This window comes from Calothrix sp. CBUCES-K 9914 (assembly GCF_059640475.1).
The window spans coordinates 1-17,357 of record NZ_JBXXZH010000205.1 but is presented as its reverse complement, the minus strand read 5'-3'; the positions used below and the strand labels follow the sequence as shown (position 1 = coordinate 17,357).

General features: G+C 42.3%; 14 protein-coding genes. 5 read left to right on the top strand and 9 right to left on the bottom strand.

Annotated elements, in window-relative coordinates:
- From nadA to AC2JBO_RS32915, 7 genes are all read right to left on the bottom strand, one after another.
- Positions 1 to 449 (bottom strand): quinolinate synthase NadA (gene nadA, locus AC2JBO_RS32945; RefSeq protein WP_496957850.1); only part of this gene is annotated, 449 nt, incomplete at its 3' end.
- A gap of 260 nt (positions 450 to 709) precedes the next feature.
- Positions 710 to 982, bottom strand: coding sequence for a lysophospholipid acyltransferase family protein (locus tag AC2JBO_RS32940; protein WP_496957849.1), 273 nt, complete (start codon positions 980 to 982; stop codon positions 710 to 712).
- A gap of 701 nt (positions 983 to 1,683) precedes the next feature.
- Positions 1,684 to 1,926 (bottom strand): hypothetical protein, encoded by a 243-nt coding sequence (locus tag AC2JBO_RS32935; protein ID WP_496957848.1) that lies wholly within the window; start codon positions 1,924 to 1,926, stop codon positions 1,684 to 1,686.
- Positions 1,902 to 2,093, bottom strand: coding sequence for a hypothetical protein (locus AC2JBO_RS32930; RefSeq protein WP_496957847.1), 192 nt, complete (start codon positions 2,091 to 2,093; stop codon positions 1,902 to 1,904). Before AC2JBO_RS32930 ends, AC2JBO_RS32935 begins: the two co-directional genes overlap by 25 nt.
- 49 nt (positions 2,094 to 2,142) lie before the next feature.
- The gene (locus tag AC2JBO_RS32925) at positions 2,143 to 2,802 is read right to left on the bottom strand and encodes a CHAT domain-containing protein (RefSeq protein WP_496957846.1); all 660 of its coding nucleotides are present in this window, start codon (positions 2,800 to 2,802) and stop codon (positions 2,143 to 2,145) included.
- Positions 2,803 to 3,494: 692 nt separating this feature from the next.
- Positions 3,495 to 5,171 carry a response regulator gene (locus AC2JBO_RS32920; protein ID WP_496957845.1) on the bottom strand — a complete coding sequence of 559 codons (1,677 nt, stop codon included), beginning with the start codon at positions 5,169 to 5,171 and terminating at the stop codon, positions 3,495 to 3,497.
- A gap of 307 nt (positions 5,172 to 5,478) precedes the next feature.
- Positions 5,479 to 9,498 (bottom strand): chemotaxis protein CheB, encoded by a 4,020-nt coding sequence (locus AC2JBO_RS32915; RefSeq protein WP_496957844.1) that lies wholly within the window; start codon positions 9,496 to 9,498, stop codon positions 5,479 to 5,481.
- A gap of 192 nt (positions 9,499 to 9,690) precedes the next feature.
- On the opposite strand from AC2JBO_RS32915, the gene AC2JBO_RS32910 reads away from it, so the two are divergent.
- A complete protein-coding gene (locus tag AC2JBO_RS32910) occupies positions 9,691 to 10,326 on the top strand; it encodes an HD domain-containing protein (protein ID WP_496957843.1) in 636 nt (211 codons plus the stop codon).
- Between the two features lie 46 nt (positions 10,327 to 10,372).
- Here the strand turns inward: AC2JBO_RS32910 and AC2JBO_RS32905 are convergent, their stop codons facing one another.
- Positions 10,373 to 12,688, bottom strand: a complete 2,316-nt coding sequence (locus tag AC2JBO_RS32905) for an ATP-binding protein (RefSeq protein ID WP_496957842.1) — start codon at positions 12,686 to 12,688, stop codon at positions 10,373 to 10,375.
- Between the two features lie 396 nt (positions 12,689 to 13,084).
- On the opposite strand from AC2JBO_RS32905, the gene AC2JBO_RS32900 reads away from it, so the two are divergent.
- Positions 13,085 to 13,729 carry a response regulator gene (locus AC2JBO_RS32900; protein ID WP_496957841.1) on the top strand — a complete coding sequence of 215 codons (645 nt, stop codon included), beginning with the start codon at positions 13,085 to 13,087 and terminating at the stop codon, positions 13,727 to 13,729.
- A 20-nt stretch (positions 13,730 to 13,749) separates the two neighbouring features.
- On the opposite strand, the gene AC2JBO_RS32895 is transcribed toward AC2JBO_RS32900, so the two are convergent.
- The gene (locus AC2JBO_RS32895) at positions 13,750 to 14,178 is read right to left on the bottom strand and encodes a nucleoside deaminase (protein WP_496957840.1); all 429 of its coding nucleotides are present in this window, start codon (positions 14,176 to 14,178) and stop codon (positions 13,750 to 13,752) included.
- Positions 14,179 to 14,229: 51 nt separating this feature from the next.
- Between AC2JBO_RS32895 and AC2JBO_RS32890 the strand changes: the two genes are divergently transcribed.
- The 3 genes from AC2JBO_RS32890 to AC2JBO_RS32880 form a co-directional block, all read left to right on the top strand.
- Positions 14,230 to 15,012 (top strand): ion transporter, encoded by a 783-nt coding sequence (locus AC2JBO_RS32890; RefSeq protein ID WP_496957839.1) that lies wholly within the window; start codon positions 14,230 to 14,232, stop codon positions 15,010 to 15,012.
- A gap of 36 nt (positions 15,013 to 15,048) precedes the next feature.
- Positions 15,049 to 16,191 (top strand): tetratricopeptide repeat protein, encoded by a 1,143-nt coding sequence (locus AC2JBO_RS32885; protein WP_496957838.1) that lies wholly within the window; start codon positions 15,049 to 15,051, stop codon positions 16,189 to 16,191.
- Positions 16,192 to 16,261: 70 nt separating this feature from the next.
- Positions 16,262 to 17,357: DUF1565 domain-containing protein (locus AC2JBO_RS32880; RefSeq protein WP_496957837.1), on the top strand; the 1,096-nt coding region annotated here is incomplete at its 3' end.

Genomic DNA, 17,357 nt, shown 5'->3' with positions numbered 1-17,357 from the left:
GCCCCCGTGATCGAGCTTGCCAGTGAGCAGCCCGCCTCCAGCGAGGGGATCAGCACCGTCTTCTCCGGCGCGAGGATTTTCGAGGTCTCGGCCATGAAGTGCACGCCGGCCTGAACGATCACGCTCTGCTCTACCTTGGCTGCTTCGCGCGCCAGCTGCAGGCTGTCACCCCGGAAATCGCCGACGAGGCGGAAAATGTCCGGCGTCATATAGTTGTGGGCAAGGATGACGGCATCCTTCTCGCGCTTCAGCCGGTTGATGCCGGCAATGAGCGGCGCAATCGCGGGCCATTCCATCGGCGTGATGAAATCCTGCACCAGCGGGTAAAGGGCGTCGGTTTCAGCCTTCACCGCATCGTCATAGACGAGGCCGCGCGCTTCAGCGGCGGAGGCGCCGCGCAGCGGGGTCGGGGTCGGGCAGCCGGGACCGGCATCAATGAGACGGGCCATGTGGAGGCTCCTTCTGCATATCGAGCACTTTTGCTCGATTTGAGTATAAGTTGGGCCTGAAAAACAGCATTTCAAGGCGTGACCTCAAAATGCTGCCGGCATCAGGGCTCTTGTGCGACGGTGGAATGATCCTTTTGCGCAGTCTGAGCAAAAGCCTATCTAGCGCAGCCAGCCCCTGAGGGCAAGGCCAGCGCCTTAATCCTGCCTTTATTGAAACTAAGCCGCAGTCAGCCCGTCCAGCGTCGGCCGAGGGCAGTCTCTCAGATCACCCCGGCATCGCGCCAGGCATCCTTCGGCCACCGCCGGTGCTGCCAGAACCACTGGCCGGGATGCGCGCGCACACAGGCCTCCAGGAAGTCGTTGATCCGCTGCACGGTGCGGGCGATGTCGGCTTCCGTATCGCCGGTATCTTCCGGCAGGAACGGCTCATGAAAGATCACCCGAAAGCGCGCGGGTCCGGTCCGCACGGTCGAGACGGGCACGATCGGCACCTTGTATTTCAATGCCAAGCGCGTCGGTCCCGGCGCCGTCATCGCGGTTTGTTACCTGCTCTTGTTGGTTCTGGCGTGCTGTCCTGCAGGGCCTGAGTCAGCTGCAGCTGCTGGACCTGCACGCCAACAGCATTAGCAGCCTGCAGCAGCTGGCAGCACTGCCCAGCCTGCAGGAGCTCAACGCAGCAGCCAACAGGCTGCAGCAGCTGCCATGCCTGACGCAGCTGACAGGCCTCACTACACTCAACCTGAGGAAGAACCAGCTGGGCAGCCTGGAGCCAGCAGCAACAGCAGCAGTGCAACCAGGAGTGCCAGCGCCAGTGGCTGTTGCTGGTGGGCAGCAGCTGGTCCAGACCTACATTGATAGCAGCAGCAGGACCAACAATTTTTTGCCATCCAGCCTGGTGCGGTTGTCGCTTGCGCAGAACAGGCTGGCCCAGCCTGCACTGCTGCTGCCGCTGCGCCAGCTGCCTGCCCTGGCTGAGCTGTGCCTTGACGGCAACCCCTGGCAGCAGCATGGGGCCAGCAGGTCGCAGCTGCTGGCCTGCTGCCCGCCCTCACTGCTGCTGCTGGACAGCCAGGTGGTGAGTCCCAGTGAGCGGGTGCTCATCCTCACCAGCGCAGTCAAACTCAGCGCACCACTGCGCGGCGGTGCCGCTGCTGCTGGTGCTGCCATCAGCAGTGGGGTAGCAGCCTCCACGTTACTAGCGGCGCAGTTGGAGGAGCGGCAGCAGCAGCAGTCACTAGGCAATGCTTGGGCAGGGGTTCAGCAGCAGGACGGAGGCACAGCTGCACAGCATGATGCTCAGATGGTGATGCAGCAGAAGCCGTGCATGGGTCAAGCTGGCAGTACTGAGCTGCATGCAGCCAAGATGCAGGTGCTGGGCCAGCACTTGCCCGTCAAGCAGAGGCAACCACAGCAGCCGCAGCAGCAGCAGCAGAATGAGGAGGAGCAGCAGCTTCAAGGCCAGCAGCAGGCTGGGCAACAGTTACAGCAGCAAGGATACAGCAGTCCAGCGCCTGATGGAACACCAGCCACAGCCACAGCCACAGCAGCAGCAGCAGCAGCAGCACGTGAACTGGAGCTGGGCGCTGCCAGCTCGGCACTGCCTGCGGTGCCAGAAGCATCTGCTGCGGGTGACAGCGCCGTCATTGGCTGGCGCCAGCTGCACAGTCAGCACATCAGCAGCGCAGCAGAGACATTAGCAGGAGCAGGAGCAGGCACAGCCAACCACACTAGCAGCAGCGGCCTCAGGCAGCCCGCACCTGTTCAGCAGCAGCAGCAGGCTGCTGACAGCCACCCCAAGCTGGGCATTGTTGCAAAGCTGCGCCCCTACTCTGCTGATGATGTGGCTGCACATGTCAGCAGCAGCAGCAGCTGGCCTCACAGTGCTACCTGCAGCGGCAGCCTGCCACGTCAGCCAGGCAGGCGCCCTTGGCCCAGTAGCTTCATCCCCAATTTCTTTATTCATACCAATCACATAATCAATATCTTGATGAATTGCCTGTGCTTGAACTTCGCTATAACAAGCATTGAGTAAAACACACTCAACTTGTTGTTGAAACAATTCAAATAACATAGCTAGAGCTTCGGTACTAACTAGTTTTAATTGACCAGAATCATCCTCAAAAGCTAATCCGTTACTGCCGATACCATGTCCGCAAAAATGAACAATAGCTGGTTGATGCTCTAGTAACGCGCGGCGCAAATCATCAACTCTTGCTGCAGGCTCAGTTACAACTTTAAATTGTTCTCGATTTTGAGATAGCTGATTCGCTCTTAAAATTGAGCGTACCTCTTCATCCAAGCGTAGCTGACTTGTGCCCTTGGGATTGGCTGATAAAATTAATATTGTTTTCACGGTACTATTATTACTGTTTATTCTAATTGTAAATATTTAAGAAAGGTTTTTTAATGGCTATATTCGTGTAAAGCACAACGGCGAGGGTGGGTAAAAGCCTTACGCGCGGGTAAGAATCCGTTTACTAAGGAAGTGTTGAATAAATTGCGGGATTAGTATATTAATTATATAACGTCACATAATATCAAACCTTATTCTAAGCGTAAAGTCAAGTTTTAAGAGTAGAATAACGAAGTAATACTACGTAGGTTTTGAATTTTGATCCCCCCAACCCCCCGCGTGGAAGCTACGGTGTACACACATCTTTTCATTACCCTTACATTCTTTCTCTTCGCCTTCTTTGCGTCCTTAGCGGTTCGTAAAAAATTAACCGCAAAGTACGCAAAGGCGCAAAGTAAAGAGAAGAAAAGTAACTTTTAGAGACTTGTTTGTACACCGTAGCTCCCATTGCGGGGAGAGGGGAAGGGGAGAGGGTACAGATATTTTGCATGAACTTCAAAGCTCTAAAAACTCACAGAGTCAACACCCTGGTTCTAACCCCCGAAAAATAAGATATATTAAGCATTTATTCATGTTTTGTATAAAATTTAATAATCTTCAAATGAAGCTTCCAGCTAATAGTTAATATATTCAATTTTTGTTCAATTTTTATCCAATTTGCATTATATTTAATAAGTTTGGAATAAGTTTGACTATGAGTAATGTTGTAATGAAAATTTAACCGTAAACTTTGTTTGCCCCGCTTTACTCTCCAACTCCAAAGAGGCGCCTAAAACATCGACCATTTTTTTGACTAATGTTAATCCCAAACCAGTTCCTCCATGTTGCCAAGGGTCATTATTAGAGATACGATAAAACTGGTCAAAAATCCGATGTTGTTCTTTTTCTGGGATTACTACACCAGAGTTAATAATACTTATTGTAACTTCGTCAGTAAATTCCGCTTGCAATGTAATAGTTTCTTCTGCGGGAGTATATTTACAGGCATTTGTAAGCAGTTCAACCAAAATATGTTCTAGAGTTGCAGCATGACAACTCAGTAACGGTAAGTGTGAGGGTAAGTCAACTACTAAATGTTGATGTTGGTGTTGAATACGTGGCTCGAATGATTGGACAATTTCGGGAATAAAAACTTGCAAGTTTATTAACTCTGGTGTTAAAACTTCGGATTTCACATCTAAGTAACATAGCATGAGTAAGTTTTCGATTAATTTATTATGGCGCCGCGCGGAAGCAGTAAAAATTTCTAAAACGCGCGCAAATTTCGGAGACTTGTAGTGAGGATATTCTGATTGAATTAACTTTTCTAAAGTTTGCACCGCAAGCTGCATACTGCTCATTGGACTCCGCAACTCATGGGAAATCGTTTTGATAAAATCATCCTTGAGACGGTTAAGCTTCTCAAGTTCTCTTACTTGCTGCTGTGACGCTTTGTAAAGTCGAGCTTGACGTATCGCTATTGCACACTGACTAGCTACTTGCTGTATCAGTTCCACCTCTAACTCTTCAAACACAGTATCTTTTGGTCTTAATAACCAAAGATTACCAAGAATACCCTGACTGGCGCCGTTTTCAAAAATTGGGCAAGCTAGTTTTGTAAACTCCACCTTGTCAATGCATAACTCTGGAGAAATGTCAACAAATTGTGAAGGAATTTTCTGGAGTAGCTGTTGATATATTGGAGTTGTTTGTTGCACCCCCTCATAACTGGGCGCCTCAATACCATACTTAAAAACAACAGTCGCTACGGTCTGCTTTTCGTCGTAAAGTTCGATATAATAACCATCGGTTTTGATGACTTGGACTAATTCTTCGATAACTGTTTGTAAAACCTGAGTCTCGTTTAAACTATCGCGAATTTTCTCCGTTATCGTTCTGACCAAAGCTTGCTGACGCTCAACTCTATGCCGTGCAGATATTTCTTGTTGTAACTCTTCGTTTTGCTGCGCTAAACGTTGACGTACTTGTTTAAGCGTCAAATGCGTTTGAATACGCGCTAAAAGTTCTTGGTGTTCAATTGGTTTGGTAACATAATCGATCCCTCCCAACTCAAAACCCCTAACTTTATTCACCGTTTCCGAAAGTGCCGTCAAAAATATTATCGGAATATCATGAGTCGATGTTTTGGCTTTCAACAAGCGACAAACTTCAAAACCATCCATTCCAGGCATTAAAATATCGAGCAATATCAAATCAGGAAGAATAGAATCCGCTATTTTTAAAGCGTTTTCGCCGTTTTGCACAGCTAAGACTCGAAACCCGTAATTTTCTAGTAACGCGAACAGAACCTGCAAATTACTAGGATGGTCATCCACAATCAAAATGGTTTCGGCACTTGCTGACTTGGCATTGGCATTGTTCAAGTTCATGTTAGCCTTATTTGCATGGCGCCGTTAGTAGTACACACATCCCTAAGTTAAATAGAGGTGATAGTTAAGCTTCAGGCAAATTGCGATACCACTAATGTACACCAAAAACAACATTCTTAACGTTTTCTTTATACTGTAGGTGTAACGAACAGTTAAGGATAATTTATATAAGTCTTTAAATCTTAAATAAATGTAGTAAAAATTAGCATACGAAGATTTTAGAGTATGAGAGCAAAATTGGCAACGGATATAACGGATGTAACGGATGGTTTATCCGTTACATCCGTTACTTGCATCCGTTGCCAGTCTAGATTAAAAACTGACGGATAAAATTTTGGAGTTGGTTGACTTGTAGGTTTTCTGCTAGCTTTCGTAACTCGCGCGCAAATGGTGTAAATTCGGCGCCTAGCTCTAAGCTACATAACTGTTCTAAAATTCCTCGAATATCACCTTGTGCTGCGAGTCGTTCGAGTTGAGTTAGTTTCTCGAAGCTAGGTGGAACAATAGGGGTTGCTAAGTAAGGAGTACTAATAACTTCATCAGGTGTAGACTCAGTTGTGGTATTTACTGATTGATACACCCACTCTAAATTCAGGTGAGTTTGTAAGATAGATAACAATTGCTCGAAACGAACTGGTTTAGGGAGAAAAGCATTACAACCAGCATTAATACATACAGATTGTTCTTCGCGAAGCGTACTAGCAGAAGTGCCAATTATGATTATGTTTTTAGTTATGGCATCTTGTCGAAGTCTGGTAGTAACTTCTAACGCGCTAACTCCCGGCATTATCCAATCAAGTAAAATTAAATCTGGCTGGTTTTGCGAAGTACACTGTATCGCTTCTTCTCCCGAACACGCTTCACTAACCTCAAAACCCAGTATTCGTAAATAATTGACAATGAATGTCCGGTTATTCGTTTTATCGTCAACAACTAAAACTCGTTTTATCGCACCTTGATAACCAATAATTTGCGGTTGCAGGTTTTTTCGTAGCGGTTCGGGATGATAATTTTCTGGTAAGTCTAAATCAAACCAAAATACGCTTCCTTCTCCAAGGGTACTAGTAACTTGAATTATTCCACCCATTTGTTGAACGATATTTTGACTGATAGTTAAACCAAGTCCTGTACCTTCTTGGGGATAGTCACTATGGTTTAACTGGTGAAAAGGTAAAAAGATGTCGCTTAACTTATCTTCAGGTATACCAATACCCATATCTATAATCTTAAATCTAATCTTACTGTTCGTGTAACCAACTTGAAACGATACACTGCCAGCGTTTGTAAACTTGATAGCGTTACTCAACAAATTGAGAAGTACTTGACGCAAACGAGTTTCATCGCAGTGTACAACTTGAGGTAAAGAAGAAAGCGCTTCGTAATTAAAATCGAGACCTTTTTGCCGCGCGCGTAATCTTACCATCGCAATTAAGTTATCTAAAAACGCGAGAAAGCTAAAGTTATCAATTTCCAATTCAAGTTTTCCAGCTTCAATTTTGGCTAAATGAAGAATATCATTGATGAGTGTAAGTAAATGTTGTCCTGATTGATAAATAATTTCCAGTTCATGGCTTTGTTCATTGCTCTTTAAAGTTGTACTATTTAAAGTTGTATTTTGCTGAAGTATTTGTGTAAACCCTAAAATTGCATTTAAAGGAGTTCTAAGTTCGTGGCTAATATGGGCAATAAAAGCACTTTTGGCACGGTTTGCAGCTTCGGCTGATTCATATGCTTGGGCTAATTCCGCAGTGCGTTCGGCAACTCGTTTTTCGAGGTCTTCATTAACTTGACGCAGAGCAACTTCGGCTTGCTTTAACTGCTGCTGCACTTGCTTAATTTCATCGATATCAACAAACGTTAATACTACTCCATCCAGGCGCCCATCTTCTTGTAAATAGGGATTAACGCGCATCAATAAGTTGAATCCAATTTTGGTAATTGTTACCTCTTTTTCAAAAGGTTGCTGAGTTACAATAACTTGCTGCAATTTTCCTAACAAGTCACTGCAATTTAAATTGTGCGTGATATGTTCCAATGGGCGCCCAATATCAGCTTCGACTAAATTAATAGCCACAGTAGCAGCAGGAGTGAATTTGCGAATTTTAAGCGAACTATCCAAGAACACAACACCAATATTCGTACTTCGCAGCAAATTATCTATATCGTTATTAAGCTCGGTTAACTCCTCAATTTTGGATTGAAACTCCGCGTTCACAGTGTAAAGCTCTTCGTTTACAGAATGCAATTCCTCATTCGTGCTTTGCAATTCTTCATTCGAGGCAATTAATTCTTCGTTCGTCGCTTGCTGCTCCTCGTTCGTTGTCTCCAACTCCTCAATAACCGCTTGCAAGTTCTCGCGCGTTTGTTGAAGCTCATACTCCAACTCCATTATCCGCTCAGTCGCTTCGCTATCCGCTTCAAAACGCTCGCTTAGTATCGGTTGCGTTGTATCCTCCTGAATTATTACCATGAAAAAATATGGAGCAAGTTTGTTTGTCTCGTGATAAGTCACTTTCAAACTCACAACCCGACTATTATCATCCTCCCCCAACTTAATTCCACTATAAGCAACTTGGCGCCGCTCACGAGACGCGCGATGTAAAGCTGTCGTCAAAGCTAACTGCAAACTCGGAACAACAAGCTTTGCAACATCAGTACTAGTTCGACCAGTGGAAAACTTGAGAATTTCCAGCGAATGGTTGAAGATGTGAAAAAGCTGAAAGTCTTTGTCTACCAGCAAACAAGTCGCGTTTTGTTCGGATAAAAACAAGCTAAATGCTTCATCAAGCATCGGTTCAAGTCGTTCACCAGTCTCTTTTGGTTTGCTTAAAGGTACAAACTGACTTCTAGGAAGCTTTTCAACTCCCTTACTTGTCCAAGGTAAACGGACTTCACGACGTTTTTGGAAAATCTTACCCTTCTTACTTAATGGCTTAAACTCGTCCTCAATATCTCCCAGCGTCTCAGCTTCTCCTAAAAATAATACCCCTTGCTTATTGAGGGAAAAGTGTAAATTCCGTAAAACCTGCTGTTGCAGTTCTGGCTGCATATAAATCAAAACGTTACGGCACGTTACCATATTCATGCGCGTAAAACCCGCATCTTTCGTCATATCATGGGGAGCAAAAAGCATTCGTTCGCGCAACTTACGCACAACTTGGTAGGACTGCTCTTTACGGATAAAATACCGCTGTAAACGTTCGGGTGATATATCATTAATAATCGTTTCAGGATAAACTCCGTTTGTTGCCTTCTCTAAAGCTTCCTTATCAATATCTGTAGCAAAAATTTTCACCCTAAGAACCTTATTCATCTTGGACATTGCTTCTTCGAGCAGTATTGCAAGTGAATAAGCTTCTTCCCCAGTTGCACAAGCAGTTACCCAAAACCGAATTTCCTCTCCTGGTGTAGCAAGTTCGATCAATTGTGGAATAACATGATTTTCGAGATGCTTCCATGCTTCCGGGTCTCGAAAGAACTGGGTAACGCTAATTAGTAAATCATGGCGCAGCGTTAATCGTTCTTCTGGAGAAATTTCCAACAACCGAATATACTCTTCCAAGTTACCAGACCCGCTAATCAAACAACGGCGGTGAATGCGACGAGACAACGTACTAGTTTTGTAGTGTGAAAAGTCTATTTGCTCGTGTTTTTTGAGAATACTTGCAACTCTTTGAATAACCTGTAAGTCAACCTGCTGGAACTGACTTTTACTTACCGACTGAATTTCAATTGGCGAGCGTACTAATTGATACACCAATTCTGCTAAAGCAGGCGCCGATAGTACTTGGTCAACAACTCCAGTGGCGATAGCAGTACGTGGCATTCCGTCAAACTCGGCATCTTTCGGGTCTTGGGCCATTGCAAACCCACCTGCTTCATTTATAGCTCTCAACCCATTACTACCATCACTCCCCGTCCCCGATAAAATAATTCCAATCGCGCGTTCAGCAAAGTTCCTTGCCAAAGACTCTAAAAATATATCAATAGGAAAATTTAATCCGTGACGGTTGCGTTCTTCCTGTTCAAGCAAATGTAACTGATTATTTTCCACCACCAAATTCTTACCTGGTGGAATCAAATATATCGAGTTAGCTTCTAACATGATTCCTTCCGTCACCCGATAAATTGCCATCTGCGTCCGTCGAGCTAGCAATTCTTTCATCAAGCTTTTGAAATCCGGTGACAAATGCTGAACTACCACAAAAGCGGCGCCGCTGTCAATTGGCATATTCTCCAAAAACTCCTCCAAAGCACGCAGTCCCCCAGCGGATGCTCCAATACCGACTACAAATAATTGTGCTTGATTTGGTTGAGAGTTAGTCATACCCGTTCTATTTCAGATATCAAATGTCAAATATTAAGTAAATATTAATTTTTGTTAAGTCTTATCAACAATTATTATAACCTACATTAAGCCTATGGGCAAATATACTCAGTCACAAGTTCAGACACAAATAATTAGAGGCATTACAATGTTTACAATAAAAAATAATTATGAGTTAAATTGCAAACTTAAATGGTACTACAAAACAAATGGCGGCGCCTGCTTAAATCATTTGATATAGAGGAAGAAATAACTAACGACACATGGAATAAAATAGCCGAAGCATACTCATATCAAAATCGTCACTATCACAACCTGATACATATCGAAGAAGTGTTACAAATCGTAGAAAATCTCAACTATCAGCAGCAATTAGATCGATTATCATTACAATTTGCTGGTTGGTTACACGATATTGTTTACGATACGCAAGCGCATGATAACGAAGAAAAAAGCGCTGCCTACGCGCGTAATTTCTTATCTGTATTAAACATTCCCGACTACATTATAAACAATACATGTCGTTTGATATTAACAACCAAACAACACAAAGCATCTGAAGAAGACATTGAAAGTCAAATCTTATTAGATGCAGATTTAGCAATACTGGGAAGTAATCCAAAACGATACCACGAGTACATGCTATCAATTCGTCAAGAATACGCTTGGGTTGAAATTGAGGAATACAAAGTCAAAAGAACTCAAGTACTGCAAACCTTTCTACAGCGCGCGAAAATATTCTCAACCCCAGAATTACATAATCAGTTAGAACAACAAGCTCGTAACAACATTAAAAACGAAATGGCAACGGATTATAAACAGATGTAACGGATGGTTAATTTTGAACAATTAAATCTTGTTTTTAACCAATAAATTATCCGTTACATCCGTTACATCCGTTGCCAATATCATCCAACTCGACAGGAAGCTCAATTACAAACTCCGTACCCCGTCCCGGTTGAGATACGCACTCTAACTTTCCATTATGCTTTTCAACAATAATTTGTTTACTGATTGATAATCCAAGACCCGTACCTTTACCCACTGGTTTAGTAGTAAAAAATGCATTAAAAATTTGGTTTTGCTTTTCAAAAGCAATACCTCGACCATTATCACGAATCCTAATAATCACGCGCGAGTCATCATGAGATAAATAATTACAAATTTGAATAGTTGGTTTATTATCTAATATATCCGGCGCCTGAACATTATCTAAAAAAGCTTCTTCCAATGCATCAATAGCATTAGCAATCAAATTCATAAACACTTGATTAAGTTGACCAGGATAACACTTAATTAAAGGTAAAGAACTATACTGTTTAATAATATTAATTCCAGGTTTATGACCACTTGCTTTAATTCGATGATGCAAAATTAGTAAAACAGCATCAATAATCTGATGAATATTAGCATTTTGTGCGGTAGTCTCTTCAATGCGCGAAAAGCATCGTAAACCTTGAATAATTTCGTCAATTCTATCAGTTCCCGTTTGCATAGAAGCCAAGATTTTAGGAAAGTCTTCTTTGAGAAAATCGAGTTCGATAGCTTTAGCTTCCTGCTGGATCTCTTCTACAGAATCAGGATAATATTTTTGATAAAGGTCGAGTATACCAAGCAAATTACTCGTATACTCACTAGCAAAATTCAGATTATTACAAATAAAATTAATCGGGTTGTTAATTTCGTGAGCAATACCTGCAACTAATTGTCCTAACGATGACATTTTTTCAGTCTGAATAAGTTGCGTTTGAGTAAGTTGTAATTTGTGTAGCGTTTGTTCAAGTTCAGAAGCTTTGTTTCGCAGTTGTGCTTCCGAATGTTCAAGAGCTTCTTGAATACGCTTCGACTCTGTAATATCCATTACCAACCCATCCCAAAGAATATCACCGTTTGGTAGCCGCGCGGGACGAGCAGCACCTTTGATCCATTTTTCTTTACCCGAAGCAGTTAAAATTTTCCCCTCCCACTCCCAAGGTTCCAATTTATTTGCGCTACGTTGAATTGATAACGTTAGACGCAAGCGCTCTTGATGTATGACAATATCTAATAGCTTGTGTGGATTTTGTTGAATTTCAAAAGGAGTCAGTTCATATATTTCATAACAACTGGGACTCACAAACGGAAACTTGTAAGAACCATCCGAACAAAGCAAAAATTGATACATGGCGCCTGGAATATTCGCAGCAAGCTGTTGAAATTGTGCTTGCGTAGACTTGAGAGCATCTTCAGTGCGCGCGAGTTCAATAGCAACAGCGGCCAAATGAACAGCTTTAATAATTAGCTGTTTATCAGCATCACTAGGAATACGGGGTTGGTCGTAATAAATAGCAAACATACCTAATAATTCCCCGCTTTTCGTCAAAATTGGCAATGACCAGCAGGTACTCAGATTGCCAAATTTTGAGCTTATATCTTGACTAGACCAACATGACTCATATACGAAGTCCTGGACTACAACCATTTCTCTAGTTCTAGCAGTCGCACAATAACCCTCTATTTCGATATTAATACTGTCTACATTAATATCATTTATGTCAATATTGTTTGCACTTGTACCGTTTGCTGCCTGATTATACCTATAGGGTATTAAAACGGTTCCCCCTGAACGGTTATATTCAAGCTTCGGTTGTTCTAACAGTAAAAACGAACACTTCATGTCGTTCGATAACCCCTGAATAACAAGCGCTAAAGCGTCCAAGACCTCAGTTAAAGGAGTTCCTCGTACAATTAATTCTAAAACCTGGTTTTGCCCAACGAGAATCGCTTCCGCTGTTTGCCGTTCGTTAGATGTTTTCTGGTTATTCAACTCTCGTAACCTTACTGCCTGCAACTCAAAATTAATACTTTCATTCAACCGAGTAATTTCCGAAGTAAAAATAATATCACTTACCCCTGCCTTCAACGCGCGAACCGCATTAGTAGCTGCGATCTCGTCAACAACCAAAATTAACGGTATCTCTAACCCAGAAGAGCGTATAACTTGCAGTATTTCAAGATAACATAGCTGTGTATTACGATAATCCGCAATTACAACGCCCCATTTACTATGCTCGATTATATTCTTAACACGAACTATATCATTTATTTTCTGGCTGGTTATTATATACGACCCAGCGTTTTTTAGTTGCTCTAACACAAAATCCGCATTCGTCTCGGATTCTAATAGTAATACGTGCAACGCTTGACTCACAATCTGCTCCTATCTCAAGCCTGCTGTGTTAAAAATTGTTTACATAAAGGCAGTTGAAAAAAACTCTCTTGCCTGGAAAAGTATTTAATATACAATTTACTACACCACTGAGAGAAAAAAACTTAGGGCTTGCGCGTTTTCACGCCTATGTCCACCTGTCTGCTTATTCTATTATCTATCAGACATGATTTGCAATTGCTGTTGTTAAAAATACATTCGATTTTCTAAACTAAAATATAACAAAACTATTTAATTGCTTATAAATTGCTTTATACTTGATACAAAAATACATATTAAGAACGCGCGCGTATTTTGATTATGATTTTCTTTTTTAGCTAAACTTCAAATTAGCTTGATATTTGCTGGTTAGATGATATATTTACCCTTCCTAATTTTATGATTAAAGTCTTGTTAGTAGACGACCAGTATTTGATACGTCAAGGGTTGAGAGCTTTGCTCGAGCTTGAAGTCGATTTAGAAATTGTTGGAGAAGCTGAGAACGGGAGCGAAGCTATTGATTTAATTTCTCATTTAGCTCCGGAAGTAGTGTTAATGGATATGCGAATGCCGGTCATGGATGGAGTTGCAGCAACACGAGCAATTCAGCAAAATTTTCCAAATATTAAGGTACTAATATTAACAACATTTGACGATACAGAGTATGTTGCAGCGGCTTTACAATATGGAGCGATGGGTTATTTGCTCAAGGACACGCCATCGGAGGAGTTAGCTGTTGCAATTCGTGCCGTGCATCGAGGTTATACGCACTTGGGACCAGGAATTGTTAAGAAGCTATTTGCGTTTCCAGCTACAATCGAACAAACACCTCCACCACCTGCTTTGGAACAACTGACCCCGCGCGAGAAGGAGGTGTTGAGGTTAATTGCGAATGGCGCCAGTAATCGTGAGATAGCTGGGCAATTATATATATCTGAGGGGACGGTGAAAAATCATGTTACAAATATTCTGAATCGGTTGAATTTACGCGACCGTACTCAGGCTGCTTTGTTTGCTAAGTCTTATTTGCCTTTTTTGGAATAAGAAAAGGACTGAAGTCCTTTTTACGAACGGAATAGGTTCATGCATTCGGTGCGTAGGACTCCGCGCGTGACTGTAATGTTTTTGGAGCTTTTTTTGATTATTTCTTCACAGGATATATCGATTTGCGATTGTTTGACTTCGATTAAATCTTTGATTGAGGCGCCGTAAACTATACTGGATATGGATGCCCATACACAAGCTGTAGCACACATTGGACATGGCTCACCAGTTGTATATATTGTATATCCTTCTAAGGAGGGATTTTTTAGTTGTGATGTTAATTGGCGAATCGCATTGATTTCAGCATGTGCGGATGGGTCACTGTCTTGTCGGACGGTGTTATGAGCTTCTTTGACTATTTCATTATCCTTGACTATTACGGCGCCGTAGGGAGCGTCACCTTTTTTTGCGGCTTCTAGAGCTTGGCGCATAAAATATTCGTTGTCCATAATTAATAATATAGCTTAGAGAATTTCTCCAATTCTAATTAAACAACATTTATGTTACTGAGTAGAGAAAAAATAGACTTCTACTTAAAAGACCTGGATACCCCAGTTGGAAAGATTATCAATTTAACAATAGCTGGTTTAGTACTGATTTCTTCAGGTATTTTTGTTGCTCAAACTTACAATATACCTGCGGAAGTTAACGAATTGTTAAATGTAGTAGATAAAGCAATCTTGATAATTTTCGCTTTGGAATACGGTTTGCGGTTATGGAGTGCTGAATCGAAGATTAAGTATATATTAAGTTTGTTTTCAATTCTAGACTTATTAGCAATTTTACCTTTTTTCCTTGGCACCAGCGATATCAGCTACATTAGGTTACTGCGGTGGTTTAGGATATTACGTTTAATCAGGTTTATTGATAGCAAGTACCTGTTTGGTATAAGTAATGAAGATAGCGCGATTTTTGCACGGATACTATTTACCCTATTTACGATTATCTTTGTATTTTCTGGGCTAATCTACCAAGTTGAGCATCGAGTAAACGCTGATAGCTTTAAAACTTTTTTTGATGCATTCTACTTTTCAGTCGTGACAATGACGACTGTAGGGTTTGGGGATGTAACACCAACTTCGCAACTGGGACGGTTACTAACAGTATTGATGATACTGACAGGTATTGCTTTAGTACCTTGGCAGATAGGAGATTTAATCAAACGCTTGGTTAAATCAACAAATCAAGTTGAAACCGTTTGTACTGGTTGTGGTTTGGAGTTTCATGACACAGATGCCCAATTTTGTAAAAGATGTGGTACAAAGTTGGGTAATCGCTCGTAGCTAAAAAATAAATAATTATTCTTTGGGATAATAAAAATGAGAATATCAAAAATAATAGCTTTGATTTGTTTGTTAGGTAGTATTGTTAACGTTAGTAACCCCTCCGCGCGCGCTTCGGTAGTTACAGCACGTCAGACAGTAGCAAGCACTGTTGTTTCCTCTGTTGATGATATTGAGACTTTACCAGCTATTACTAGAAATGCACTTTATTATTATCAACAAGGCAACGCGCGTTACCTTAAAGGAGACAAGCGTGGCGCCATCGATGAGTATAATCAAGCGTTAAAGTTAAAACCTGATTTTGCGGAAGTGTATTATAACCGGGGTATTGCGCGCGCTTTCTTGGGAGATAAGAAGGGAGCGGTAGACGATTTTAACTCAGCGCTACAAATAAATCCTGATTATGCTTCTGCTTATAATAACCGTGGGTTAGCACGTCGTGAGTCTGGGGATGTTAAGGGAGCTGTTGAAGATTATAATGAAGCGCTGCGCTTAAATCCAAATGACGCGGAAATGTATAATAACCGTGGACTTGCGCGTTATGCATTAGGAGATATGCAACTCGCGATAAAAGATTATAATCAAGCGTTGCAATTAAACCCGAAATTAGCAGAGGTTTACCTCAACCGTGGCAACGCGCGGGTGAATGCTCAAGATTTAAAAGGGGCAATTGAGGATTATAGTCAAGCGTTACAGTTAGACCCTAAAGATTATCAAGCTTATTACAATCGTGGGTTAATTCGGCGTGAGTTAGGAGAGATGCGCGAAGCAATAGCAGATTATACGCAAGCACTCCAAATAAACCCGAACTTTGTTGATGCGTATAATAACCGAGGAACTACGCACTTACAAATGGGAAATAAGAAAGCAGCAATTACCGACTTTAATCAAGTGTTGCAGCGAAACCCTAACCTTGCCGAAGCTTATTATAACAGAGGTGCCGCGCGTGCGGATATGGGAAATAAACGAGGTGCGATTCAAGACTACAGCAAAGCGTTGCAAATAAATCCAAACCTTCCGCAAGCTTACGGAAACAGAGGAGTTGCACATTTTCAACTGGGAGACAAAAACAACGGTATCGCTGATTTACAAAAAGCTGCCGAAATGTTTAACCAGCAAGGACTTCCCGAAATGAGCGCACATGCATTAGAAATTATTAAAAGATTTGATAAGCAGTAAAAGATAGGCATAGTACTCCTAATATTGCTAGTTAGCGGTACTATGTCTATGTCTGGATAAATGTATAAATATGCCGACTATTTACGTAAACCCCACCAGTGGTAATGATGCTGCAAATGGTAGCCAACAGGCGCCGTTAAAAACGATAACAAAAGCACTTCAGCAAGCAAGTGCGGGTATGACGATTCAGCTAGCTGATGGTAACTATAATACTACAAGCGGCGAACAGTTTCCTCTGAATATTTCAGGGGGCGTTACAATTGTAGGTAGCGAAGCAAAAAAGGGTAATGGAATTGTTATTGAAGGCAGTGGAGAAGTTCTAAGTCGTTACTTTGCTCGCCAGAATGTAACTATACTAATGGCAAGCGGCGCCGAACTGCGGGGTGTCACCGTCAGCAACCCAGCAAGTCGCGGTAGTGGAGTATGGGTAGAATTAACAACTCCTTTGATTGCGAATTGTACTTTTACAAAATGTAAGCGTGAAGGTATATTTATTTCTGGTGATGCCAACCCAATTGTTCGCGATAATGTTTGTACTGACAACGCAGCAAATGGTATTGCAGTTGCGAAAAACGGTAGAGGAGATATACGTAATAACTCTTGCTTTAAAACTGGTTTTGGTATCGTAGTTAGCGATACTGCATCACCAAGGTTAACTGATAACAAAATTTACGAAAACCGTTCAGGAATAATTGTTTCTAATGACGCGCGTCCAATATTACGAACCAACTTGTGCGAACGCAACGTTCAAGACGGCATGACTGTAATAGCCAATGCTCTACCTGATATTGGTAGTACAAGTAGCCCAGGTGGTAATATTTTTCGCAATAACGGTCAATTCGATTTACAAAATGTCGGTTCCAATAAATTAATATCTGTAGGAAATCAAGTTGACCCCGCAAAATCTAAAGGTGATATAGAATTTGTCGGTAATCAGGCGCCATCCCCCGTACCATCCCCCGTACCATCTCCTGCACCAGTACCAATTCCCGTACCACCCCCGACACCATCACCAAACCCAACACCAGTACCAATTCCAGTCCCAGAACCACAACCACAACCAGAGCCAGAACCATCCCCCGTACCAATTCCCGTACCAATTCCCGTACCATCTCCATCACCAGGCAGTAGTGAATTAGTAGATATAAATGGGCATTGGGCAGAAG